The 19825-nt window shown below is 68.1% G+C and carries 26 protein-coding genes and 1 other RNA gene; 15 read left to right on the top strand and 12 right to left on the bottom strand.

Annotated elements, in window-relative coordinates; translation table 11 throughout:
* Positions 1-88: 88 nt before the first annotated feature.
* Positions 89-733 carry a histidine phosphotransferase family protein gene (locus D1610_RS15450; RefSeq protein WP_118865096.1) on the bottom strand — a complete coding sequence of 215 codons (645 nt, stop codon included), beginning with the start codon at positions 731-733 and terminating at the stop codon, positions 89-91.
* Complete coding sequence (locus tag D1610_RS15445) at positions 730-1209, bottom strand: M67 family metallopeptidase (protein WP_118865095.1); 480 nt, start codon at positions 1207-1209, stop codon at positions 730-732. Before D1610_RS15445 ends, D1610_RS15450 begins: the two co-directional genes overlap by 4 nt.
* Before the next feature lie 18 nt (positions 1210-1227).
* On the opposite strand from D1610_RS15445, the gene D1610_RS15440 reads away from it, so the two are divergent.
* The 4 genes from D1610_RS15440 to D1610_RS15425 all read left to right on the top strand — a co-directional run bounded on the left by D1610_RS15440 (position 1228) and on the right by D1610_RS15425 (position 4642).
* Complete coding sequence (locus tag D1610_RS15440) at positions 1228-2175, top strand: RluA family pseudouridine synthase (RefSeq protein WP_118865094.1); 948 nt, start codon at positions 1228-1230, stop codon at positions 2173-2175.
* A 72-nt stretch (positions 2176-2247) separates the two neighbouring features.
* Positions 2248-3153 (top strand): RNA polymerase sigma factor RpoH, encoded by a 906-nt coding sequence (gene rpoH, locus D1610_RS15435; protein ID WP_118865093.1) that lies wholly within the window; start codon positions 2248-2250, stop codon positions 3151-3153.
* 146 nt (positions 3154-3299) lie between these two features.
* The gene (gene mtgA / locus D1610_RS15430; protein WP_118865165.1) at positions 3300-4034 is read left to right on the top strand and encodes a monofunctional biosynthetic peptidoglycan transglycosylase; all 735 of its coding nucleotides are present in this window, start codon (positions 3300-3302) and stop codon (positions 4032-4034) included.
* Positions 4022-4642, top strand: coding sequence for a CAP domain-containing protein (locus D1610_RS15425; protein WP_182466865.1), 621 nt, complete (start codon positions 4022-4024; stop codon positions 4640-4642). Before mtgA ends, D1610_RS15425 begins: the two co-directional genes overlap by 13 nt.
* 68 nt (positions 4643-4710) lie before the next feature.
* Here D1610_RS15425 and D1610_RS15420 read toward each other — a convergent pair whose 3' ends face one another.
* The 4 genes from D1610_RS15420 to ffs all read right to left on the bottom strand — a co-directional run bounded on the left by D1610_RS15420 (position 4711) and on the right by ffs (position 7353).
* On the bottom strand, positions 4711-5007 hold the full coding sequence (locus tag D1610_RS15420) for a hypothetical protein (protein WP_118865091.1): 297 nt from the start codon (positions 5005-5007) through the stop codon (positions 4711-4713).
* 70 nt (positions 5008-5077) lie between these two features.
* The gene (locus D1610_RS15415) at positions 5078-5413 is read right to left on the bottom strand and encodes a YbaB/EbfC family nucleoid-associated protein (protein ID WP_118865090.1); all 336 of its coding nucleotides are present in this window, start codon (positions 5411-5413) and stop codon (positions 5078-5080) included.
* Complete coding sequence (locus D1610_RS15410; RefSeq protein WP_118865089.1) at positions 5410-7026, bottom strand: DNA polymerase III subunit gamma/tau; 1617 nt, start codon at positions 7024-7026, stop codon at positions 5410-5412. Before D1610_RS15410 ends, D1610_RS15415 begins: the two co-directional genes overlap by 4 nt.
* Positions 7027-7255: 229 nt before the next feature.
* Positions 7256-7353, bottom strand: an RNA gene (gene ffs, locus D1610_RS15405) — signal recognition particle sRNA small type.
* A gap of 123 nt (positions 7354-7476) precedes the next feature.
* Here ffs and D1610_RS15400 point away from each other — a divergent pair.
* The 3 genes from D1610_RS15400 to D1610_RS15390 are packed head-to-tail and all read left to right on the top strand — an operon-like array spanning position 7477 to position 8437.
* Complete coding sequence (locus D1610_RS15400; RefSeq protein ID WP_245942311.1) at positions 7477-7848, top strand: PilZ domain-containing protein; 372 nt, start codon at positions 7477-7479, stop codon at positions 7846-7848.
* A 56-nt stretch (positions 7849-7904) separates the two neighbouring features.
* Positions 7905-8138 (top strand): type II toxin-antitoxin system CcdA family antitoxin, encoded by a 234-nt coding sequence (locus D1610_RS15395; protein ID WP_222927034.1) that lies wholly within the window; start codon positions 7905-7907, stop codon positions 8136-8138.
* On the top strand, positions 8138-8437 hold the full coding sequence (locus D1610_RS15390; protein WP_118865087.1) for a CcdB family protein: 300 nt from the start codon (positions 8138-8140) through the stop codon (positions 8435-8437). Before D1610_RS15395 ends, D1610_RS15390 begins: the two co-directional genes overlap by 1 nt.
* Before the next feature lie 7 nt (positions 8438-8444).
* On the opposite strand, the gene D1610_RS15385 is transcribed toward D1610_RS15390, so the two are convergent.
* From D1610_RS15385 to D1610_RS15375, 3 genes are read right to left on the bottom strand one after another with little or no spacing between them, the layout of a single operon-like run.
* Positions 8445-8774 (bottom strand): 2Fe-2S iron-sulfur cluster-binding protein, encoded by a 330-nt coding sequence (locus tag D1610_RS15385; protein WP_118865086.1) that lies wholly within the window; start codon positions 8772-8774, stop codon positions 8445-8447.
* A complete protein-coding gene (locus tag D1610_RS15380) occupies positions 8771-9970 on the bottom strand; it encodes a cysteine desulfurase family protein (protein WP_118865085.1) in 1200 nt (399 codons plus the stop codon). Before D1610_RS15380 ends, D1610_RS15385 begins: the two co-directional genes overlap by 4 nt.
* Positions 9967-11037: a cysteine desulfurase family protein gene (locus tag D1610_RS15375; protein WP_118865163.1), complete on the bottom strand. Its 1071-nt coding sequence runs from the start codon at positions 11035-11037 to the stop codon at positions 9967-9969. Before D1610_RS15375 ends, D1610_RS15380 begins: the two co-directional genes overlap by 4 nt.
* Before the next feature lie 110 nt (positions 11038-11147).
* On the opposite strand from D1610_RS15375, the gene D1610_RS15370 reads away from it, so the two are divergent.
* On the top strand, positions 11148-11804 hold the full coding sequence (locus D1610_RS15370; RefSeq protein WP_118865084.1) for an alpha/beta hydrolase: 657 nt from the start codon (positions 11148-11150) through the stop codon (positions 11802-11804).
* 223 nt (positions 11805-12027) lie between these two features.
* Here D1610_RS15370 and D1610_RS15365 read toward each other — a convergent pair whose 3' ends face one another.
* Together D1610_RS15365 and D1610_RS15360 are read right to left on the bottom strand one after the other, a co-directional pair.
* Complete coding sequence (locus D1610_RS15365; protein ID WP_118865083.1) at positions 12028-12210, bottom strand: hypothetical protein; 183 nt, start codon at positions 12208-12210, stop codon at positions 12028-12030.
* Positions 12204-13115 (bottom strand): threonine ammonia-lyase, encoded by a 912-nt coding sequence (locus D1610_RS15360; protein WP_182466872.1) that lies wholly within the window; start codon positions 13113-13115, stop codon positions 12204-12206. The genes D1610_RS15365 and D1610_RS15360 overlap by 7 nt, the downstream gene beginning before the upstream one ends.
* A gap of 202 nt (positions 13116-13317) precedes the next feature.
* On the opposite strand from D1610_RS15360, the gene D1610_RS15355 reads away from it, so the two are divergent.
* The 7 genes from D1610_RS15355 to D1610_RS15325 all read left to right on the top strand — a co-directional run bounded on the left by D1610_RS15355 (position 13318) and on the right by D1610_RS15325 (position 19233).
* Positions 13318-14538 carry a type III PLP-dependent enzyme gene (locus D1610_RS15355; protein ID WP_118865081.1) on the top strand — a complete coding sequence of 407 codons (1221 nt, stop codon included), beginning with the start codon at positions 13318-13320 and terminating at the stop codon, positions 14536-14538.
* A gap of 128 nt (positions 14539-14666) precedes the next feature.
* Positions 14667-15719 (top strand): 1,9-bis(guanidino)-5-aza-nonane synthase, encoded by a 1053-nt coding sequence (locus D1610_RS15350; protein ID WP_118865080.1) that lies wholly within the window; start codon positions 14667-14669, stop codon positions 15717-15719.
* Positions 15716-16687, top strand: a complete 972-nt coding sequence (locus D1610_RS15345) for an alpha/beta hydrolase (protein ID WP_118865162.1) — start codon at positions 15716-15718, stop codon at positions 16685-16687. Before D1610_RS15350 ends, D1610_RS15345 begins: the two co-directional genes overlap by 4 nt.
* 160 nt (positions 16688-16847) lie before the next feature.
* Entirely contained in the window at positions 16848-17252 is a 405-nt protein-coding gene (gene rpsF / locus D1610_RS15340; protein ID WP_118865079.1) for a 30S ribosomal protein S6, read from the top strand.
* A complete protein-coding gene (rpsR, locus tag D1610_RS15335; protein ID WP_066583513.1) occupies positions 17252-17476 on the top strand; it encodes a 30S ribosomal protein S18 in 225 nt (74 codons plus the stop codon). The genes rpsF and rpsR overlap by 1 nt, the downstream gene beginning before the upstream one ends.
* A gap of 14 nt (positions 17477-17490) precedes the next feature.
* Positions 17491-18102 carry a 50S ribosomal protein L9 gene (gene rplI, locus D1610_RS15330; protein WP_118865078.1) on the top strand — a complete coding sequence of 204 codons (612 nt, stop codon included), beginning with the start codon at positions 17491-17493 and terminating at the stop codon, positions 18100-18102.
* A 162-nt stretch (positions 18103-18264) separates the two neighbouring features.
* Positions 18265-19233, top strand: a complete 969-nt coding sequence (locus tag D1610_RS15325) for a hypothetical protein (protein ID WP_118865077.1) — start codon at positions 18265-18267, stop codon at positions 19231-19233.
* A 174-nt stretch (positions 19234-19407) separates the two neighbouring features.
* Here the strand turns inward: D1610_RS15325 and D1610_RS15320 are convergent, their stop codons facing one another.
* Complete coding sequence (locus tag D1610_RS15320) at positions 19408-19818, bottom strand: VOC family protein (RefSeq protein ID WP_118865076.1); 411 nt, start codon at positions 19816-19818, stop codon at positions 19408-19410.
* Positions 19819-19825 lie beyond the last annotated feature (7 nt).

Below are 19825 nucleotides of genomic sequence, written 5' to 3'. Positions count from 1 at the left end.
GCCCGGCCTTTGCGCACCTCAGTTTGCGCGACCATGGCGGGATCGGGTTAAGAGCGGGTTTACCCTGTGACGGCGTGCCTCTCCATCTTCAGCCCGTGCGCATCTCCGCGCCGAAGACCAGCACTGGATCGGCCGGATCGGAGAGGCGGACCTCGCCGCCATGCTTGCTGACCAGTTCCGCGACCAAAGCTGCCGCCGCCGCTCGGGGCGTCAGGCCATCGGGCGCGATCTCTCCCGCCAGGGCCGTGCGCAGTTCGGGATCGAGCACGATGCGCTGGCCTTCGGCGCGCACCACCATCTCGACCACGCCTTCGGCCTCCTCGGCGCCGATATCGAGGCGGCCGCCGCGGATCAGCGCATCCCCGCCGATCAACGCCAGGTTGAGCAGCGCCTTGATCGCCGGTTTGGGCAAGGTCGCCGCCTCGACCATCCAGCCGATCTCCAGCCGGTGATTGTCGGCGAACAGGCCTTGGATCGCCACCTGCGCCTCGCGCGTGTCGACCGTTTCGCCGAAACCGCCCGCCGATCCGAAGGCGAGGCGGAAGAATTTCAGCTTATTTGCGGATGCCCGTGCGCTTTCGGCGAGCAGTTCGAGGCAGCGCGCGCGCATGTCGGGATCCTGCTCGTCGGCGAGCAGCTCGAGACCGTTGTTGAGCGCGCCCACCGGGCTCAGCAGATCGTGGCAAAGGCGCGAGCAAAGCAGGCTGGCGAAGTCCAGGGGGCTGATATTCAAGCGTCGAGGCTCCGGATATGCGGTTCGCCCGGCCTTTTGGAGAAGGCCGGCCCATCGCGCAACCCGGATGGCGTCATGACGGACCAGGCAACGGGCTCGAACCGGCCGAAACGCCCGCCATCGGCGACGGCGCGCCAAAGGCCGACCTTGGTCCGCCCGATGATCAGCCACAATTTGCCGTCGGGGGCCGCGTCCGCCGCGTCGCGTTCCGAGGGCGCCGGATCGTCCGACGGATGCGAGTGATAGCAGCCGACCACCGTCTCGCCGCCGCCCCGCTCGGCCTTGAGCGCCGCGAGCAGCGTCGCGGGATCGATCTCGAAACGCGTCGCGGGATCGGCGGCGACGTTCGCCGCGGCGATGTGCCCCGTCACCGCATCGCCCCGCCCGGTCAGCAGGCCGCAGACTTCCCGGGCCGGCGCGCTGTGCGCCAGGGCGGCAAGCGCCTCCAGCACCGATCTTGAAAAACGCGCCTCCATCCCCATCTTCCTACAAGAATGAGCCGGGGGGTTTCCACTATCAACGCGACGATCACGGCGGCAGCCAATGGCTGGCGGCTCGATCGCGCGCTGGCGGACGCGGTGCCGACGCTCTCGCGCGAACGGCTGAAGGTGCTGATCGCCAGCGGCGCGGTGCGCGACGCGCGGGGCCTGCAGGTGCGCGATCCGGCGAAGAAGGCGGCGGCCGAAGCAGCCTTCGCCATCGAGGTGCCGCTCCCCGCGCCGCCGCACAACGAGGCGCAGGATATCCCGCTCGAGGTGGCGTTCGAGGACGAGCACCTGATCGTGATCGACAAGCCCGCCGGGCTCGTCGTCCATCCGGCCGCCGGCAATCTGGACGGAACGCTGGTCAATGCGCTGCTGCATCATTGCGGCGGATCGCTGTCCGGCATCGGCGGGGTGGCGCGGCCGGGGATCGTCCACCGGATCGACAAGGACACGTCGGGGCTGATGGTGGCGGCCAAGACCGACCGGGCGCATGAAGGGCTGGCGAAGCAGTTCGCCGCGCATTCGATAGACCGGCGGTACAAGGCGATCGTCAGCGGCCGCCCGACCCCGCCCGCGGGCGCGATCGACGCCCCGCTGGCGCGATCGCCGGCCAATCGCAAGAAGATCGCCATCGTGGCGAGCGGCAAGCGCGCGGTGACGCATTATGCGACGCTCAAGGCGGCGCGTGATGCGGCGCTGGTCGAATGCCGGCTGGAAACCGGACGGACGCATCAGGTGCGCGTGCACATGGCCTCGATCGGCCATCCGCTGCTGGGCGATCCGGTCTATGGGCGATCGGGCAAGATGAAGCCGCTCCTTGAAACCCTGGGTTTCAAACGGCAGGCCTTGCATGCCGCACGGCTGGGCTTCATTCACCCGGTGACAAGCCAGGCTTTGTCGTTCGATAGCGAAATGCCGGGCGACATGCAGGAACTGTTCAGGGCAATTTTCGTATAGCTTTTCGAGGTTTTCCGCGGGGCTCCGGCCGTACCGGCCTCCACCCTCGCGGACGTTAGGGAGAACTTCACCATGGCAACCGGCAGCAATGTGCCCGCAACGATCCCCGCACTGGGCGGCGAGGCGAGCCTCAACCGCTACCTGGCCGAGATCAAGAAATTCCCCATCCTGGCGCCCGAGCAGGAATATATGCTCGCCAAGCGCTTTCAGGAGCATGGCGACACCGACGCCGCCGCGCAGCTGGTGACATCGCACCTGCGCCTCGTCGCGAAGATCGCGATGGGCTATCGCGGCTATGGCCTTCCCGTCTCCGAGCTCATCTCCGAAGGCAATATCGGCCTGATGCAGGGGGTGAAGAAGTTCGAGCCCGATCGCGGCTTCCGCCTGGCCACCTATGCGATGTGGTGGATCCGCGCCTCGATCCAGGAGTTCATCCTGCGCAGCTGGAGCCTGGTGAAGATGGGCACCACCGCCGCGCAGAAGAAGCTGTTCTTCAACCTCAGGCGAATGAAGGCCCGCCTCGACGCGTTCGAGGACGGCGACCTGAAGCCCGAGCACGTCGCCAAGATCGCCACCGACCTGGGCGTCACCGAAGCCGAAGTCACGAGCATGAACCGCCGCATGGCGATGGGCGGCGACACCTCGCTCAACGTGCCCATGCGCGAAGATGGCGAAGGGCAGTGGCAGGACTGGCTGGCCGACGACGCGCCGCTGCAGGACCAGACCGTCGCCGAGGCGCAAGAAGCCGAGGTGCGCCACGACATGCTCAACGAGGCGATGGAGGATCTGAACGATCGCGAGAAGCACATCCTCGCCGAGCGCCGTCTGGCCGACGATCCCAAGACGCTCGAGGAGTTGAGCCAGGTCTATGGCGTGTCGCGCGAGCGCGTCCGCCAGATCGAGGTCCGCGCCTTCGAGAAGCTGCAAAAGGCGATGATGCGCCTCGCCGGTGAAAAGAGGTTGCTCGCCGCGGTATAAGCGCGCTCAACTCTCTCCGGCCGTGCTGAGCTGGTCGAGGCACCGTCCTGCCCCTTCGATGCCGGCAAGGAAGAGCAGGGCTTCGACGGGCTAAGCCCGAACGGATTGAGTTTGTGGACACGGCAATTCGCGCTAGTTGATTGTCGATGACAGGCGGATATGCGACCACGATAGGCGCACGCCCGCCGCGCAAGAAGCGCGGCTGGGTGCGGAGCATCCTGCGTTGGATATGGCGGCTCGCCTTCTGGTTCGTCCTCATCTCGCTGCTGCTCGTCGTCATCTACCGCTTCGTGCCGGTGCCGTTCACCGCGACGATGGCGGGCGACCTGTTGGGCGGACGCGGCGTCACCAAGGATTGGACGCCGCTCAACCGGATCGATCCCGATATGGCGCGCGCGGCGATCGCCGCCGAGGACGGCAGCTTCTGCGATCATTGGGGCTTCGACTTCGAGGCGATCGCGGGCGCCGCGGTGCGCAACGCCAAGGGCGGGCGCATACGCGGCGGATCGACGATCAGCCAGCAGACCGCCAAGAACGTCTTCCTGTGGCAGGGCGGCGGCTTCTTCCGCAAGGGGCTGGAGGCCTGGTTCACCCTGCTGATCGAGGGGATCTGGGGCAAGCGGCGGATCATGGAAGTCTATCTGAACGTCGCCGAGACCGGGATCGGCACCTATGGCGTTGAGGCGGGATCGCATCGCTATTTCGGCCATGGCGCCGCCTCGCTGACCGAGACCGAGGCGGCGCGCATCGCCGCCGTCCTGCCGCTTCCGAAAAAGCGTGAAGGGATATCCCCGACTGGCTTCACCCGACGCTACGGCAATACGATCAGACGGCGGATCGGCGTCATAAGACGCGAAGGTCTCGACGCGTGCGTACGCTGATCGCGCTGCTGCTTTTCACCTCCGCGACCCCTGCCGCGGCGCAGGACGGACTGCCATCGGGCGACGAACTGCTTGCCGAGATCAACCGGATTCGGGCCAATCCCGCGCGTTATGCGCGGGAATTGCGTGTCCAGCGCACGTGGTTTCGAGGACGGATCTTCATGTCGCCGGACGGCTATCCGCTCCAGACCGCCGAGGGCGTTGCCGCGCTCGACGATGCGATCGCCGTCCTCGGCCGCCAGCCCGCGCTGCCGCCGCTCGCGTGGAGCGATGTGCTGGCCGAAGCGGCGACCGATCATGCGATCAGCCAAGGCGAGGCCGGCGCGCGAGGCCATATCGGACGCGACGGCAGCAATCCCGGACAGCGCGTCAAGCAGCATGGCGGCGACATCTATGTCGCGGAGTCGATCGCCTATGGGCCTTTCGATGCCGCGGGCGTGATCCGCTCGCTGATCGTCGACGACGGCGTTGCGGCGCGCGGGCACCGGAAGATGCTGCTCGCCTCGCAATATCGCCATGTCGGCGCGCTGTGCGCCGAGCACGCGGTCTCGCGCGTGATCTGCGTCTTCGACTTCGCGGCGACGCCCGACGGCCGACCGGTGACTTAGTACCGTCGCCCCTGCGCAGGGGGCTCGATAAACTCAGAGGCCCCTGCCTGCGCAGGGGCGACGGCATATTACTTGTTCTCGCCGTCCACGGCGTCGACCACCGCGTCGCCGGCCTTTTCGGCGCTGTCGCCGACGCTCTGCGCGGCTTCGGTGATCGCCTTGGTCTCGGCGGCGTCGTTCTGGCCCTGCATGAACAGGAAATAGGCGCCGACCAGCACCGCGATCAGCACGGCCAGGCCGATCAGCATGCCGCCGCCCCCGCCGCGCCGCTCGACCACCGTGGTGGTGTGGGTGGGCTCGCCACGCTCGGTCACGCGCTCGGTGGTCACGCCGTCGGTGCGTTCGGTGATACGCTCTTCACTCATGTCGCAGTCCCTCCTGTTGGACGGTGCATGCAACGAGCCGGACGGTGAAGATGTTCCCGCAGCGTAACGGTCAGAAGGGCAGCTTGAACCCCGGCGGCAGCGGCAGCCCCTGGGTCATCTTGCCCATTTCGGCCTGCGAGGCGGCGTCCGCCTTGGCGCGGCAATCGTTGAACGCCGCCGCGACAAGATCCTCGAGCATCTGCTTTTCGCCCGGCTGCAGCAGGCTCTCGTCGATGTCGACGCCGATCACGCGGCCCTTGGCGGTCGCCTTGACCTTGACCAGGCCGCCGCCCGAGGCGCCCTCCACCTCGATCTTGTCGAGTGCGGCCTGGGCCTCCGCCATCTGCTTCTGCACCGTCTCCGCGGCGCTCTGCGCCTGGGCGATCAGGTCGTTCAAATCCTTCATGCGGCACTCCGATTGTCTGTCCAGCCGATCAGCTCGGCTTCGGGAAAGGCTTCGATGATCGCGCGGACGTTGGGCGCGGCGAGGACCGCGTCGCGCGCCGCGGCCTCGCGCGCGGTCTCCTGTTCCTTGAGCGTCAGCTCGGCCGGCCCGTCGCCTTCGGCGACGCGCCATGCCTGCCCCGTTTCAGCCTTGAGCCAGCCGGCCAGCTCACGGTGGAAGTCCGCGCCCAAGGGCCGCACCGGCGCGATCTCCAGCTCGGGCGGCGCATAGCGCACCAGCCGCACATCGTCGTGCAGGCGGAGCGCCCATTGATGCTTGCCCCTCGCCGCGAGCAGATCGACCAGCGCGGCGAAGCTCGCCGGGCCGGACTGCGGCGACGGCGCCGTCGGCTGGGCGGCCGGCGCCTCCTCCCCATTCGCCAGCCGCCGGACGAGATCGGCGGGATCGGGCAGCGAGGCGGCATAGACGATCCGGAGCAGCGCCATCTCGCACGCCTCGATCGGCAAGGCGGCGCGCTGGACCTCGTCATGGCCCTTGAGCAACAGCTGCCACAGCCGGTGCAGCGTGGCGAAGGACAGACCGGCGGACCAGTTCGCCAGCGCCTCGCGCTCCTCCTCGCTTTGCGCCGGATCGCCTTCGCGCCGGACCTTGGCGAGCGTGACGGCGTGGACCGTCTCCAGCAGGATGCGCAGCACCGCGCCCGGATCGACCCCCAGATCATATTGCTGGCGGAGCCCGGCGAGCGCGCCCGGCGCGTCGCCCTCCAGCAGCATCGCGAACAGCGCGCGGATCGCGCCGCGATCGGAAAGGCCGAGCATCGCGCGCACCGCCGCGGCGGTGACGCGCCCCTCCCCCTCCATCGCCGCATGGGCGATCGCCTGGTCGAGGATCGAGAGCCCGTCGCGCGCAGATCCTTCGGCGGCGCGGGCGATCAGCGCCAGCGCCTCTGGCTCCGCCGAGACCTGCTCCTCGCCGCAGACCCAGGCGAAATGGGCGGCGAGCATGTCGGCGGGGATGCGGCGCAGGTCGAAACGCTGGCAGCGCGACAGCACCGTCACCGGCACCTTGTTCACCTCGGTCGTGGCGAACAGGAACTTCACATGCGGCGGCGGCTCCTCCAGCGTCTTCAGCAGGCCGTTAAACGCCGCCTTCGACAGCATATGGACTTCGTCGATGATGTAGATCTTGTAGCGGGCGGAGACCGCGGCATATCGCACCGCCTCGATGATCTCGCGGATGTCGTCGATGCCGGTGTGGCTGGCGGCGTCCATCTCCACCACGTCGATGTGGCGGCCCTCGGCGATGGCGCGGCACGGCTCGCACACGCCGCAGGGCTCGATCGTCGGGCCGCCGTTTCCGTCCGGCCCGATGCAGTTGAGGCCCTTGGCGATCAGCCGCGCGGTCGAGGTCTTGCCGACGCCGCGCACGCCGGTCAGCAGGAAGGCGTGGGCGATGCGGTCTCGCCGGATCGCGTTGGCCAGCGTCTGCACCATCGCGTCCTGGCCGATCAGCGCGGCGAAGGTCTGCGGCCGGTATTTGCGCGCGAGCACGCGGTAGGCCTCGGCGCGGGCCGGCTGCGGCGGTTCGCCGAGATCGAAGCCGCCGTCGGTCATGCGGTGTGAACTTTCGTAACTTCTCGATCTTCGCGCATATGGGGATAGAGAGCTTTCCGTGGGATTCGTGGCCGAGTCTGACAGGTTGGGGGCTTGTAGGACAGGGGGAATGCGTCTGGGGGGCTGGAAAAGCGCCGCGGGCGAAGCCCGCGTCGTCGGACGGCGCCGAAGGCGCCGCCGGCCGCGCGCGCTGCTGTTCGCGCCATAGCTCCGCTATGTCTTGGCAGCGCGCGGTGGGAGCCGGAACGACCCGCGGCGAAATCGTTGTGGCTGCTTCCTTCCGGATCTGACCAGGTTGGCGACGACCACGTCCGCCCGACTCCCGTGCGGGCATATGGCGAAGGTCGGCCCTGTTTGCAACGCATCGTGGTGAACGCGGCGTTAGGGCGATCCGCACGCGCGATGTTAAGCGCGGGAGGCGCATCACGCCCCGTCGGAAAGGAACTGGTGATGGGGACCGGTCACGGAATTCGCGAGGCGGTGCTCGGCCGCATGATCGAGCAGACGGTGCCTTACGCGCTGGCTGCGGAGGAAGATCGCTGCGCGCCGCGCTTCGACGTGCATATCCCGTCGATCCTGCGGCCATCGGGCGAGGCGGGGTTCAAGGTGATCGTCACCAACCTGTCGGTCGCGGGCTTCGCCTGCGACGTGGTGACCGGCATGCGCGCGGGCGCGCGCTGCTGGCTGACCCTGCCGGGCCTTTCGGGGCTGCAGGCGGAGATCGTCTGGAACAACCACGGCGCGGTGGGCGGCGCGTTCAGCAATCTGATCAACGAAGCCGTGCTGGCGACGATCGTGGCGAGATACCGCACGGGCGGGTAAGTTGCGGCCTTCACGCGATGCGCATATATCATGCGCATTCATCCGGAGAGGCCGTCATGCGTCACGACGTAATTCGCAAGGCTACAAACGTCTCGCTCGACGTGGATCTCGTCAGGCAGGCGCGCGAGCTCGGCGTCAACATCTCGCGGGCCTGCGAGAACGGGCTTGAGAAGCAGGTTGCCAAGGACCGCGCGGAGCGTTGGCGGGAAGAGAATCGCGAAGCGATCGAATGCTGGAACGATTATGTCGAGGAGCATGGACTGCCGCTAGCGCGCCACCGCACCTTCTGATGGCGCAGCACGACGTACACCGAGGAGACGCCTTCGAAGGCTATCTGCTCAATTGCCAGTCCGATCTGCTCGATCACATGAAGACGCGCTTCGTTGTTCCGCTGCTGCCGGAATCGCGCGTCGCCAAGTTCGCGGAGAGGCTCAATCCCGTGTTCGAGATCGATGGCCGCCGCTTCATCATGGCCACGCAGGGCGCGGCGACGGTGACGGCGCGCGAGCTGGGCCCGGTTGTCGCTTCGCTCGGCAATGAACACGAGCGGATCATGGGCGCGCTGGACATGCTCCTGACCGGGTGCTGAGCCGCCTTTAGCGCCCCTGCATGTCCCTCGCTTCCGCCGGGATGCGGACGGTGAGGCCGTCGAGCGTGGCGTCGAGCCAGATCTGGCATGAGAGCCGGCTGGTGCGGGTGGCGCCGGCGGCGAGATCGAGCATGTCCTCCTCCATCTCCGATGCGGGCGGCAGGCGGGCGAAATCCTCCGCCGCGACGACGACGTGGCAGGTCGAGCAGGCCATCTGGCCCTCGCAGGTGCCTTCGAGCGGCTGATCGTGCGCCTGGGCGACGTCGAGCAGCCGGTCGCCCTCCCCCGCCTCGACAGTGAGCGGATCGCCGTTGCGCTGGATGAAGGTGACCTTCATGCGGCGATCCGCTGCGCGCGGGCGGCGGCGTCGATGCGGGTGAGGGCTTCGACCAGCTCGGCCTCGCCGGTGTAGCGGCCGAAGCCGAGGCGGATGCTGGAGCGCGCCGCCGCGTCCGACAGGCCGATCGCCTTCAGCACATGGCTGGGCCGGCCCGATCCGCTGGCGCAGGCCGAGCCGGCGGAGAAGGAGATGTCGCGCAGCTCGGACATCAGCCGGGCGACGTCGAGGCCTTCGCGGCGGATGTTGAGGTTGCCCTGGTAGCGGTGATCGGTGGAGCCGTTGAGCGTCCAGCGGGGCTCGCTTCGCTCGCCACCCACCCCCGCCCCCTCCCTGGAAGGGAGGGGAGATTGGAGGATATCGAGCGCCACTTGCCAGAGGCGTTCGATGTGCGCGGCGTCCTGTTCGCGGCGTTCGCGCATCAGGCGGGCGGCGGCGCCGAAGCCGGCGCAGAGCGCTGGCGAGAGCGTGCCCGAGCGGCCCGACGCTTCCTGCCCGCCGCCGTGGAGCAACGGCGCGAGATCGATGCCATCGCGTATCCACAAGGCGCCAATTCCCTTTGGCCCGTGGATCTTGTGCGCGGATATGGCGACCAGATCGCAGGTTGCGGGAATGGGAACGCGGCCATAGCCCTGCACCGCGTCGCACAGGACGAGCGCGCCGGCGGCGTGCGCCTGCTCGGCGATTTCCGCGACCGGATGGATCGCGCCGATCTCGTTGTTGACCAGCATGGCCGCGACGAGCGGGGCGGCGGAAGAGGCTGGATTCCCGCTTTCGCGGGAATGGCGGGTTGGGCTTGGCTTTCCGGCAGTCAAATGCCCGTGCAACGCGTCCAGATCCGCCCTGCCCTCGCGGTCGACCGGCAGGATATCGAATCTTCGCCCCTGCGCCTCGATCGGGCGCGCGCAATCGAGCACCGCGGCGTGCTCGGTCGCGAAGCCGAGCACATCGCGCCCGGCGCCCTTGATCGCCCAGTTGATCGCCTCGGTGGCGCCGCCGGTGAAGCCGACGGCGCCGCCCGGCGGCAGCAGCGCGGCGACCTCCGCGCGCGCCGCCTCGACCGCCGCCTTCGCCGCGCGGCCCTCGGCATGGGCCGAATGCGGGTTGGCGTGCTGGCGATCGAGCCAGGGCAGCATCGCCGCCAGCGCCTCCGGCGCGAGCGGGGTGGTCGCCTGATAGTCGAGATAGACGCTCATGCGTCCTTGCCCGCGATGCGGCGCCAGCAATCGACGAAGCGATAGACGTCGGCGCGGGTGGTCTCGGGTCCGAAGCTGACGCGGATCACCTCGCCGGCCGGCTCGGGATGCCAGCCCATCGCGGCGAGGACATGGCTGGCCTTGAGCGTACCCGACGAGCAGGCGCTGCCCGCCGACACCGCGATTCCCGCCATGTCGAACTGGATCAGCTGCGCCGATGCGGCGACGCCGGGCATGCGGTAGCTGGCGATGCCGCCGAAGCGCGGGCTGTTGCGCGCGACCACGTCTCCGCCCGCGGCCTCGATCGCCGCGTCGCAATGCGCGCGCAGATCGTCCGCGCGCTGGGTCCAGCCGTGCGGCGCCTCCAATGCGGCGGCGAGGCCGAGCGCGCCTGGCAAATTCTCGGTGCCGGCGCGATAGCCCTGCTCCTGCCCGCCGGTCGCTTCGAGCAATGCGAGATCGCCGACCAGCAGCGCGCCGATCCCCGGCGGGCCGCCCAGCTTGTGCGCCGACAGCGCGATCAGCTGGGCATCGGGAAGCGGCAGCTTCCCCGCGCTTTGCGACGCGTCGGCGAACAGGATGCCGCCCGCTTCGCGCACCACGGCGCCCAGCCGGTCGAGCGGCTGGATCACGCCGGTTTCGCTGTTGACCGTCTGGATCGCGACCAGCGGGCTTGCCGCGCCCAGCGCGCCGAGGCGGCCGGTGAGCGCATCCGCGGCGACGAGACCGTCGTCGCCGACTGGAATGTTGTACGCCTCCCTGCCGCCGGCGCGGCGCACCGCGTCATGCTCGACCGTGGTCATCAGCACCGCATCCGCCCGCGCGCGGCCGATGGCGATGGCGATCGCCTCGCTCGCGCCCGAGGTGAGGATCACCTCGCCATCCCATTCGAGCGCCGCGGCGATGCGGCGGCGGGCGTCCTCCAGCGCGGCGCGCGCGGCGCGGCCGGGGGCGTGGGGCGAGGATGGATTGGCCCAGCGTTCGAAACCGTGCGCGACCGCGGCGCGCGCGGCGGCGATCACCGGCGTGGTGGCGGCGTGATCCAGATAGAGGCGATCGGCGACCAGAATCCCTCCAAGATTGCCATGTCGGCGGCCCGGCCTATATAGGCGCTTTCCCCGCCGCGGCCCGTTTCCGGACCGCGACTGTCTGAACCCCATTTGCGACGGCAGGTCAAATGCCCGAAGTCATTTTCCCCGGCCCCGAAGGCCGTCTCGAAGGCCGTTTCGCGCCGGGCCCCAAGCCGCGGGCGCCGGTGGCGATGATCCTCCACCCGCACCCCTCTTCGGGGGGGACGATGAACAACCGCATGGTGCAGGAGCTCTACAAGACCTTCCAGCGCCGCGGCTTCGCCACCCTGCGCTTCAATTTCCGCGGCGTGGGCAAGAGCCAGGGGACGTTCGACAACGGCATCGGCGAGCTGTCCGACGCCGCATCCGCGCTCGACTGGGTGCAGTCGATCCATCCCGAGGCGTCGACCACCTGGATCGCGGGGGTGAGCTTCGGCGCGTGGATCGGCATGCAGCTGCTGATGCGCCGGCCGGAGATCCGCGGCTTCATCTCGATCGCGCCGCCCGCCAACATGTACGACTTCACCTTCCTCGCCCCCTGCCCCGCCTCGGGCATCATCATCCAGGGCGAAGGCGACGAGGTGGTGACGCCGGGCGCGGTGCAGAAGCTGGTCGACAAGCTGCGCACGCAGAAGCACATCACCATCCATCACGACACGATCCCGAAGGCCAACCATTTCTTCGAGAACGAGATGGACGAGCTGATGGGGAGCGTGAACCGCTATCTGGACATGCGGCTGGATCCGAATAGCCCTATTCGTTGAGCCGCACGTCGCTCCAGCGAAAGCTGGAGCGCGCAAACTGCGGCTCAACCGGCCGGCGGGGCCGCCAGCCCCGGCCGACGGCATGGGCTTTGCCCATGCCCCCTCTATCTTACCCGTCATGCCGGACTGGTTCCGGCATCCATCGTGCCACAAGCGAAGCCGTGCGGGTGGAGAAATGGACCCCGGAACAAGTCCGGGGTGACGGGTAGGAGTTCGCGCGCCGTCACACCGTCCAGATCAGCACATTCGCGAGCAGCACGATCGCGGCGGCGAGCATCAGCCAGGCCTTTTGGCGGTGCTCGCCCGGGCCCTTGCGGAACAGGCTGATGCCGCCGAGCACCAGCGCCGCCACGCCGAGCATGGCGATCGACAGGATGACCTGGAAGGTGGTGTGGCCGATCAGCAAGTGGCGCGCCCCAAATCGAGATGTTCCAGAAGAGCTTGTGGGTCGATATTGCCGCCCGATAGCAGGATGACCGTGTCGTCCTCCGCCGGCACCCTGCCCGCGAGCAGCGCGGCCAGCGCGATGGCGCCGCCGGGCTCGATCACCAGCCGCAGCGCCCGCGCCGCATAGGCGATGGCGCGGCTGATCTCCGCCTCGTTCACCGCGATGCCGGTCGCGCGACGATCCCGCAGCACATCGAAGGTCAGCGGCGAGACGCGTGTGGTCATCAGCGCGTCGCATGAGGTGGACGGCGGATTCGCGCCGACGGGGACGATCGCGCCGCGGCGGAGCGATTCGCCCATATCGTCCCAGCCCTCGGGCTCGACCACGACGATCTCGGCATCGGGGCAGGCGAGCGCGATACCCGCCGAAAGGCCGCCGCCGCCGCAGGGGATGACGATCCGGCGCGGCCGGCGGCCGAGCTGCGCGGCGATCTCCACCCCGGCGCTGCCCTGCCCTTCGATCACCCACGGATCGTCGAAGCTCGGCACCAGCACGCAGCCGCGCTCTGCGGCGAGGCGCTCGCCGATCGCCTCGCGGCTTTCGCGCGCGCGATCATAGAGGACGATCTCCGCCCCCAGCGCGCGGGTGCCTTCGAGCTTCAGCCGCGGCGCGTCCGCGGGCATGACGATCGTCGCGGGAATGCCGAGGCGCTTCGCCGCCCAGGCGACACCCTGCGCATGGTTGCCCGAGGAGAAGGCGACGACTCCGGCGCGCGACTCGTCGGGGCTCAAGGCGGTCAGCCGGTGCCAGGCGCCGCGCAGCTTGAACGCGCCCATAGGCTGGAGCGATTCGGCCTTGGCGAGGACGCGCGCATCCCGCCACGCGAACCGCAGCAGCGGCGTGGGCGGCAGGATTTGCGCCATCTTCTCCGCAGCTTGCGCCACGCCTTGAGCGGTTGGCCGTCTCAATTCTGCAACACTCCAGCGACGCGAACATGCGTTTACGGGCCAACCACTTTACAGGGGGGACCCCTCCCCATATATCGCGCCTTCCGCTGCCCCATGGGACTTCCAACCGCAAGGCAGCTTTTATCGTCCGCCACTAGGCACTTGGAGGTCCCTTGAGTTGCACGAGCATCATAGCGCGCTGGGGCTAGCGACCGCCCTTCGCAACGCCGACAGCGGCGTTGCAATCGCCAAGCTGTCGCCGGTTCAGCCGGTCACGCTGATACGCCCGCATGCCGCCACGCGTGCCGCCCGCTTCTTCGTGGAGAAGTTTCCGGGGCGGACGCTCTATGCGGTCAAGGCGAATCCCTCCCCCGAGCTGCTGCAGACGCTGTGGGACGCGGGCGTGACGCATTACGACGTCGCCTCGATCGCCGAGGTGCGGCTGGTCGCGCGCGCGCTGCCGGAGGCGACCTTGTGTTTCATGCACCCGGTCAAGGCCGAGGAGGCGATCCGCGAGGCTTACCACACGCACGGCGTGCGCACCTTCTCGCTCGACACGATCGACGAGCTGGAAAAGATCATGCGCGCCACCGGCGACGCGACCGATCTTACGCTGTGCGTGCGGCTGCGCGTGTCGTCCGAGCATTCTAAGCTGAGCCTGGCCGCCAAGTTCGGCGTCGATCCGGCCGAGGCCAAGGCGCTGCTGTTCGCGGCGCGCCAGGCGGCCGACGCGCTCGGCATCTGCTTCCATGTCGGTTCGCAGGCGATGACGCCCGACGCCTATGCCCAGGCGATGGAGCGCGTCCGCGCGGCGATCGTCGAGGCGGCGGTGACGGTCGACGTGGTCGATGTCGGCGGCGGCTTCCCCAGCGTCTATCCGGGCATGGAGCCGCCCTCGCTCGAGGCCTATTTCGCGGTGATCCACCGCGCGTTCGAGAGCCTGCCGATCAGCTATTCGGCGGAGCTGTGGGCCGAGCCGGGCCGCGCGCTGTGCGCCGAGTACAGCTCGCTGATCGTCCGCGTCGAGCGGCGGCGCGGGTCGGAGCTCTACATCAACGACGGCGCGTACGGCGCGCTGTTCGACGCGGCGCATATCGGCTGGCGCTTCCCCGTCCGCCTGCTGCGCGAGCCCGAGAGCGAGGTGCGCGACCATCCGTTCAGCTTCTATGGGCCCACCTGCGACGATCTCGACCATATGGCCGGCCCGTTCGAGCTGCCCGCGGACGTCCAGGCCGGCGACTATATCGAGATCGGCATGCTCGGCGCCTATGGCAGCGCGATGCGCACCGCGTTCAACGGCTTCGGCTCGGACGAGACGGTGATCGTCGCCGACGAGCCGATGGCCTCGCTCTACGCGGAAGCGGACGAGCGGCTTTCGTCGAACGTCGTCACGCTGTAACGGCCTATTTTCAATATGACGTCGCCCCGGCGCAGGCAGGGGCCGCTGCGTTGTGGCATACCGACGCCCGCCCTTGCCGACCGAGGCCCCCGCCTGCGCGGGGGCGACGCAATTCCTAAGGACATGAGATGACCGACACCCCCGTCAACGACACCCGCAAGGCGGAGCTGCTCTCCACCAAGGTCGAGCATATCGACATCAAGAGCTTCGACGCGCGGCCGATCGTCGATGCGATGAAGAAGATGAGCTTCACCAGCCGCGACCTGGGCCGCGCGACCGAGATCTACAACCAGATGCTGGCCGATCCCGATTGCACCATCTGCCTGGTGATCGCGGGCTCGACCTCGGCGGGCGGCTGCATGGACCTCTATGCCGAGCTGGTGAAGAGCAACATGGTCGACTGCATCGTCGCCACCGGCGCGACCATCGTCGACATGGATTTCTTCGAAGGGCTTGGCCACAAGCATTACCAGGCGCTCGAAGTGCCCGACGACGATACGCTGCGCTCGCTCTATATCGATCGCATCTACGACACCTATATCGACGAGGAGCAGCTGCAGGACTGCGACTTCACGATCAACAAGATCGCGAATTCGCTCGAGCCCAGGGCCTATTCGAGCCGCGCCTTCATCCGCGAGATGGGCAAATATCTCGTCGAGCACGGCAAGAAGGAGAACAGCCTCGTCAAGCTCGCCTATGAGCATGACGTGCCGATCTTCTGCCCGGCGTTCGTCGATTCGTCGGCGGGCTTCGGGCTGGTCAAGCACCAGGTCGATGCGATGAAGGCGGGCAAGCCCTACCTCACCATCGACGCGATCGCCGATTTCCGCGAGCTGACCGACATCAAGATCAAGGCGGGCGAAACCGGCCTGCTGATGATCGGCGGCGGCGTGCCCAAGAACTTCATCCAGGACACGGTCGTCTGCGCCGAAATCCTGGGCCATGAGGACGTCGCGGTGCACAAATACGCGGTGCAGATCACCGTCGCCGACGTGCGCGACGGCGCCTGCTCCTCCTCGACGCTGCAGGAGGCGGCGTCGTGGGGCAAGGTCTCGACCGCGATCGAGCAGATGGTGTTCGCGGAGGCCGGATCGGTGATGCCGCTGCTGGCCAGCGACGCCTATCATCGCGGCCACTGGAAGACGCGCGCCAAGCGCAAATGGGCGTCGATCTTCCAATGATCGAGCTCGGCCGCCGCGACCTGCTCGCCCTGCCGCTGGGCGCGCTCGCCGCGCCCACGCTCGCCCAGGCCGCAGCCGACGAGCTGCCGAGCTGGCCGCCGGCCGAGCATATCGCGCTGTGGCCGGGCCGCCCGCCGGGCGCGCCCGAGGAGCTTCCCGCGCTCAACGCCCAAGTGACGGGCAAGCCGGGCGAGTATCGCGACCTGGCGATGCGCGGGGTGGCGCGCCCCGATATCGGCGTGTTCCGCCCTGCGAAGCCGGACGGGCGCGGCGTGCTGGTGATCCCGGGCGGCGGCTATGAGTTCATCTCCCTGCGGAACGAAGGCATGGACGTCGCGCGCGTGCTGAACGCCGCGGGGATCACCGCCTTCGTGCTCCGCTACCGGTTGCCGAACGAGGGGTGGCGCGACCGCGCCAATACGCCGCTGGCCGACGCGCAACGCGCGATGCGCGTCGTTCGCCACGGCGCGCGGCGCTTCGGCATCGATCCGGACAGGCTGGGCGTCATCGGCTTTTCGGCGGGCGGCCACCTCGCCGGATCGCTGGCGACGCAGCATGCCGCCAAGGTTTACAAGCCCATCGACGCCGACGATCGCCAGTCGGCGCGTCCCGCCTTCGCCGGCCTGATCTACGCCGTGTCGAACGTCGATCCCGGCCGCAGCCATGCCGGATCGCGCGCGATGCTGCTCGGCCCCTCGCCCGACCCCGAGATGCAGGCGCGCTACGCGGTCGAGCGCAACATCGGTGCCGGCACGCCGCCGCTGTTCCTGCTCCACACGACCGACGACACCGTCGTGCCCGTCCAGAACAGCATCGACAGCTTCGCCGCGGCGCGCGCCGCCAAGGTGCCGGTCAGCGCGCATTTCATGCCGCATGGCGGGCACGGCTTCGGCGTGCGCCTGCCCGCGAGCGAGCCCGCCAGCCTGTGGCCTGAGCTGTTCATCCGGTGGACCGCCAAGCCGGCCTGACGCGTCCACCGGGGCTTGATTTCCCGGCCCCTCTGTGACAGGGGCGGCGGCATCGGGGCGGAGGGTTCATCCTTTTCCGCCCCGTCTGACTTGAAGACGACAGCCGGAGGGGCGTTCGCATGGTGCGGCGTCAGCGATCGGCCAAGAGAAGGTAAGACACATGGCTCTTTACGAGCACGTGTTCCTTGCGCGCCAGGACTTGGCGCAGGCGCAAGTGGACGCTCTGGCGCAAGCCGCCACCGAGATCGTCGAGAAGAACGAGGGCAAGGTCGTCAAGACCGAGACCTGGGGTCTGCGCGGTCTCGCCTACAAGATCGCCAAGAACCGCAAGGCGCATTATGTGATGCTCGAGATCGACGCGCCCGGCGCGGTCATCGCCGAGCTCGAGCGCCAGACGCTGATCAACGAGGACATCATCCGCTTCATGACCGTGCGCGTCGATGCGCATGAGCAGGGCCCGTCGGTGATGATGCGCAAGAACGAGCGCGACAGCCGCCGCGGCGACCGCGAAGGCGGCCGCGAGGGCGGTCGTCCCCGCCGCGACCGTGACGAGGAGCTGAACTGATGGCCCGCCCGTTTTTCCGCCGCCGCAAGAGCTGCCCCTTCTCCGCGAAGGATGCGCCCCGGATCGATTACAAGGACGTGCGCCTGCTGCAGGGCTTCGTGTCCGAGCGCGGCAAGATCGTGCCGTCGCGCATCACCTCGGTCTCGGCCAAGAAGCAGCGCGAGCTCGCCCAGGCGATCAAGCGCGCGCGCCATCTGGGCCTGCTGCCCTACCTCGTGAAGTAAGGGAGACCACGCACATGGACGTGATCCTGCTCGAACGCGTCGAGAAGCTCGGCGCCATCGGCGATGTGGTTTCGGTGAAGCCCGGCTTCGCCCGCAACTATCTGCTGCCCAACAAGAAGGCGCTGCGCGCCAACGAAGCCAACCGCAAGGTGTTCGAAGCCAACCGCGAACGGATCGAGGCGGAGAACGCCAACCGCCGCGGCGAGGCCGAGAAGGACGCCAAGGGCATCGAGGGCACGCAGGTGACCCTGATCCGCCAGGCCTCCAACACCGGCCAGCTCTACGGCTCGGTCGCGGTGCGCGACCTGGTCGAGGCGCTCGAGGCCGAAGGCAAGAAGGTGACCAAGAGCCAGGTGGTGCTCGACAAGCCGATCAAGGCGATCGGCATGTACACCGTCAAGGTCGCGCTGCATCCCGAGGTTTCGGTGACCGTCAAGGTCAACGTCGCCCGCTCGCCCGAGGAGGCCGAGATGCAGGAACAGGGCGTCGACGTGATGGCCGCGATGTTCGAGAAGGACGAAGCGGGCTTCACCGAGGACTATGATCCCAACGCCGAGCCCGGCGCGACCGCCGAGGCGCCGGCGCGCGGCGAGACGGAAGGCGAGGAAGAGGCCGACAAGGCCTGATCCGAGCGCTGATCAAGATCAAGGGCCGTCCGGAGCGATCCGGGCGGCCCTTTCTGTATGGGCCGGTCGCCATTGCTTGTCGCGAAGCCGCCGGGGTTGTAAAATCGCCGCCATTCGACTCGGGCCGCATGTATCCATTGCACCTGTTTTCAGGGGGATCACGTGGCCCATGTTCAGCTCGCCGGCCCGGTCGGCCTTCGTTATAACGCGCAAAACGTCCTCAACCATGCCGATGACCAACGCAAGGTCATCGATCTGCTCAGCAGCATCGCCGACGGAGATGGCGGGAAGCAGCAGAGCTGGGGCGCGCCGCCCCTGACGGGGAGCACGGGCGCCTGCCCTCGCTTTCTGACCGACGCAATCTGGGATTTCCAGCGTCACTGGAAGAGCAAGGGCCGCTTCCGCAACATCGACGGCGTGGTCGATCCGGGCGGCAATACGCTGAAGATGCTCAACCTATTGTCTTCCGGCATACCTCCCTCACCCGAGCCCGACCGGCCGCCGATCCCGCCCAACCGGACCCATGTTCGTATTCCGGGAACGTGGCAGGTGACCAATATGTGGTCCTCCGGGCTAGGCGAGGTGGGGCTGATCGGGTCGGTGGCGGTCGAGGTGACCCCGCCGGACGAGAAGAAGTTCATCGTCTACGGCGCGGGAGCCGGCGTCGGCTACAGCCTCGATCCGGTTGCGCTCATCAAGGGACTCAAGACCCTGCAAGCGCTCAATCCGTTCGCGAGCAAGGATCTCGCCAAGGCGATCGACGTGCTCGAAATGCTGGCCAAAGGCGTCGGCTTCGGCATCGGCGACTATCTGCAGGCATTCGGGGTTCCGCTGACCAGCGTGACCGGAGGCGTGCTGATCCCCAATCCGATCAACCGCTATATCGGCAGGCCGATGATCGTCAGCCGCTATACCATGACCGAAGCGGGCAACGCCAATTTCGCTGTCGCATCTGCAGGCGGTGGGTTCGGCGCCGGGATGGAGGGCGGATTATTGGGGTTCGGCGGACCGGCGGTCGGCCCCGCGATGCTGCTATGCCCGGTGCTCGGTTACTACGGGACGTCGGGCGTGACGCTGAAATTCGGCATCGGCGGGCAGGTCATGCTCTACAGCATCGTCAAGGTGGTCTGAGGTTCTTCCTCAGGGCGCGACGACGCAGGCGCTGACGACGGCGGCCAGCGGGATGAGCGCAAGGATGAGCGGGACGATCTGTTTCATAGGGGCGATAATGCGTGGCGGCGCAATTGGTTGCGCGCAGATGAACGGCGGGGCGGAAGCGCGCGCGGGGGCCCGCCTTCAAAACCGCTAGATGCCGAAGGTCACCAAGCCGCGTTCGTCGATCCTCCAGGCCGGGTTCCAGGCGATCTCCCAGGCGTGATCGTCAGGATCAGCGACATAGCCGCGAAAGCCGCCATGCGGCGGCGCGTCGCCTTTGCGCAGGATGCGCCCGCCGGCGCCGGCCAGCCGGTCGATCAGGACCTGCACCTCCTCCTTCCCGCCCACATTGTGCGCGAGAGCGAAGGCGCCCGGGCGGCGAAGCCCGGCGACCTGCATATCGCCCTCCAGCCCGCCTTGAAGCCAGGTGCCGAGCACGAAGCCGTTCATCTGATAAAATGCGATCTCTTCATTCTCGAAGATCGACGCCCAGCCGAAGCCCTCCGCGTAGAAGCGCCTGGACCGCCCCAGGTCGGCTATCCCCAACGTGATGACGGATATCTGCTAC

Source organism: Sphingomonas gilva, assembly GCF_003515075.1.
GTDB lineage: Bacteria > Pseudomonadota > Alphaproteobacteria > Sphingomonadales > Sphingomonadaceae > Sphingomonas > Sphingomonas gilva.
Note: the sequence above shows the minus strand (reverse complement) of the source record. Positions and strands in the feature narration are given on the sequence as shown.

Coding starts and splice junctions, on each gene's coding strand:
- D1610_RS15370 (WP_118865084.1), top strand. CDS start 11,148: ATGCCCGAAGTCATTTTCCCCGGCCCCGAAGGCCGTCTCGAAGGCCGT.
- D1610_RS15440 (WP_118865094.1), top strand. CDS start 1,228: ATGAGCCGGGGGGTTTCCACTATCAACGCGACGATCACGGCGGCAGCC.
- D1610_RS15360 (WP_182466872.1), bottom strand. CDS start 13,115: ATGGCGCAAATCCTGCCGCCCACGCCGCTGCTGCGGTTCGCGTGGCGG.
- D1610_RS15420 (WP_118865091.1), bottom strand. CDS start 5,007: ATGAGTGAAGAGCGTATCACCGAACGCACCGACGGCGTGACCACCGAG.
- D1610_RS15410 (WP_118865089.1), bottom strand. CDS start 7,026: ATGACCGACGGCGGCTTCGATCTCGGCGAACCGCCGCAGCCGGCCCGC.
- rplI (WP_118865078.1), top strand. CDS start 17,491: ATGGACGTGATCCTGCTCGAACGCGTCGAGAAGCTCGGCGCCATCGGC.
- rpoH (WP_118865093.1), top strand. CDS start 2,248: ATGGCAACCGGCAGCAATGTGCCCGCAACGATCCCCGCACTGGGCGGC.
- D1610_RS15415 (WP_118865090.1), bottom strand. CDS start 5,413: ATGAAGGATTTGAACGACCTGATCGCCCAGGCGCAGAGCGCCGCGGAG.
- D1610_RS15345 (WP_118865162.1), top strand. CDS start 15,716: ATGATCGAGCTCGGCCGCCGCGACCTGCTCGCCCTGCCGCTGGGCGCG.
- D1610_RS15390 (WP_118865087.1), top strand. CDS start 8,138: ATGGCGCAGCACGACGTACACCGAGGAGACGCCTTCGAAGGCTATCTG.
- D1610_RS15395 (WP_222927034.1), top strand. CDS start 7,905: ATGCGTCACGACGTAATTCGCAAGGCTACAAACGTCTCGCTCGACGTG.
- D1610_RS15385 (WP_118865086.1), bottom strand. CDS start 8,774: ATGAAGGTCACCTTCATCCAGCGCAACGGCGATCCGCTCACTGTCGAG.
- rpsR (WP_066583513.1), top strand. CDS start 17,252: ATGGCCCGCCCGTTTTTCCGCCGCCGCAAGAGCTGCCCCTTCTCCGCG.
- D1610_RS15400 (WP_245942311.1), top strand. CDS start 7,477: ATGGGGACCGGTCACGGAATTCGCGAGGCGGTGCTCGGCCGCATGATC.
- mtgA (WP_118865165.1), top strand. CDS start 3,300: ATGACAGGCGGATATGCGACCACGATAGGCGCACGCCCGCCGCGCAAG.
- D1610_RS15445 (WP_118865095.1), bottom strand. CDS start 1,209: ATGGAGGCGCGTTTTTCAAGATCGGTGCTGGAGGCGCTTGCCGCCCTG.
- D1610_RS15350 (WP_118865080.1), top strand. CDS start 14,667: ATGACCGACACCCCCGTCAACGACACCCGCAAGGCGGAGCTGCTCTCC.
- D1610_RS15380 (WP_118865085.1), bottom strand. CDS start 9,970: ATGAGCGTCTATCTCGACTATCAGGCGACCACCCCGCTCGCGCCGGAG.
- rpsF (WP_118865079.1), top strand. CDS start 16,848: ATGGCTCTTTACGAGCACGTGTTCCTTGCGCGCCAGGACTTGGCGCAG.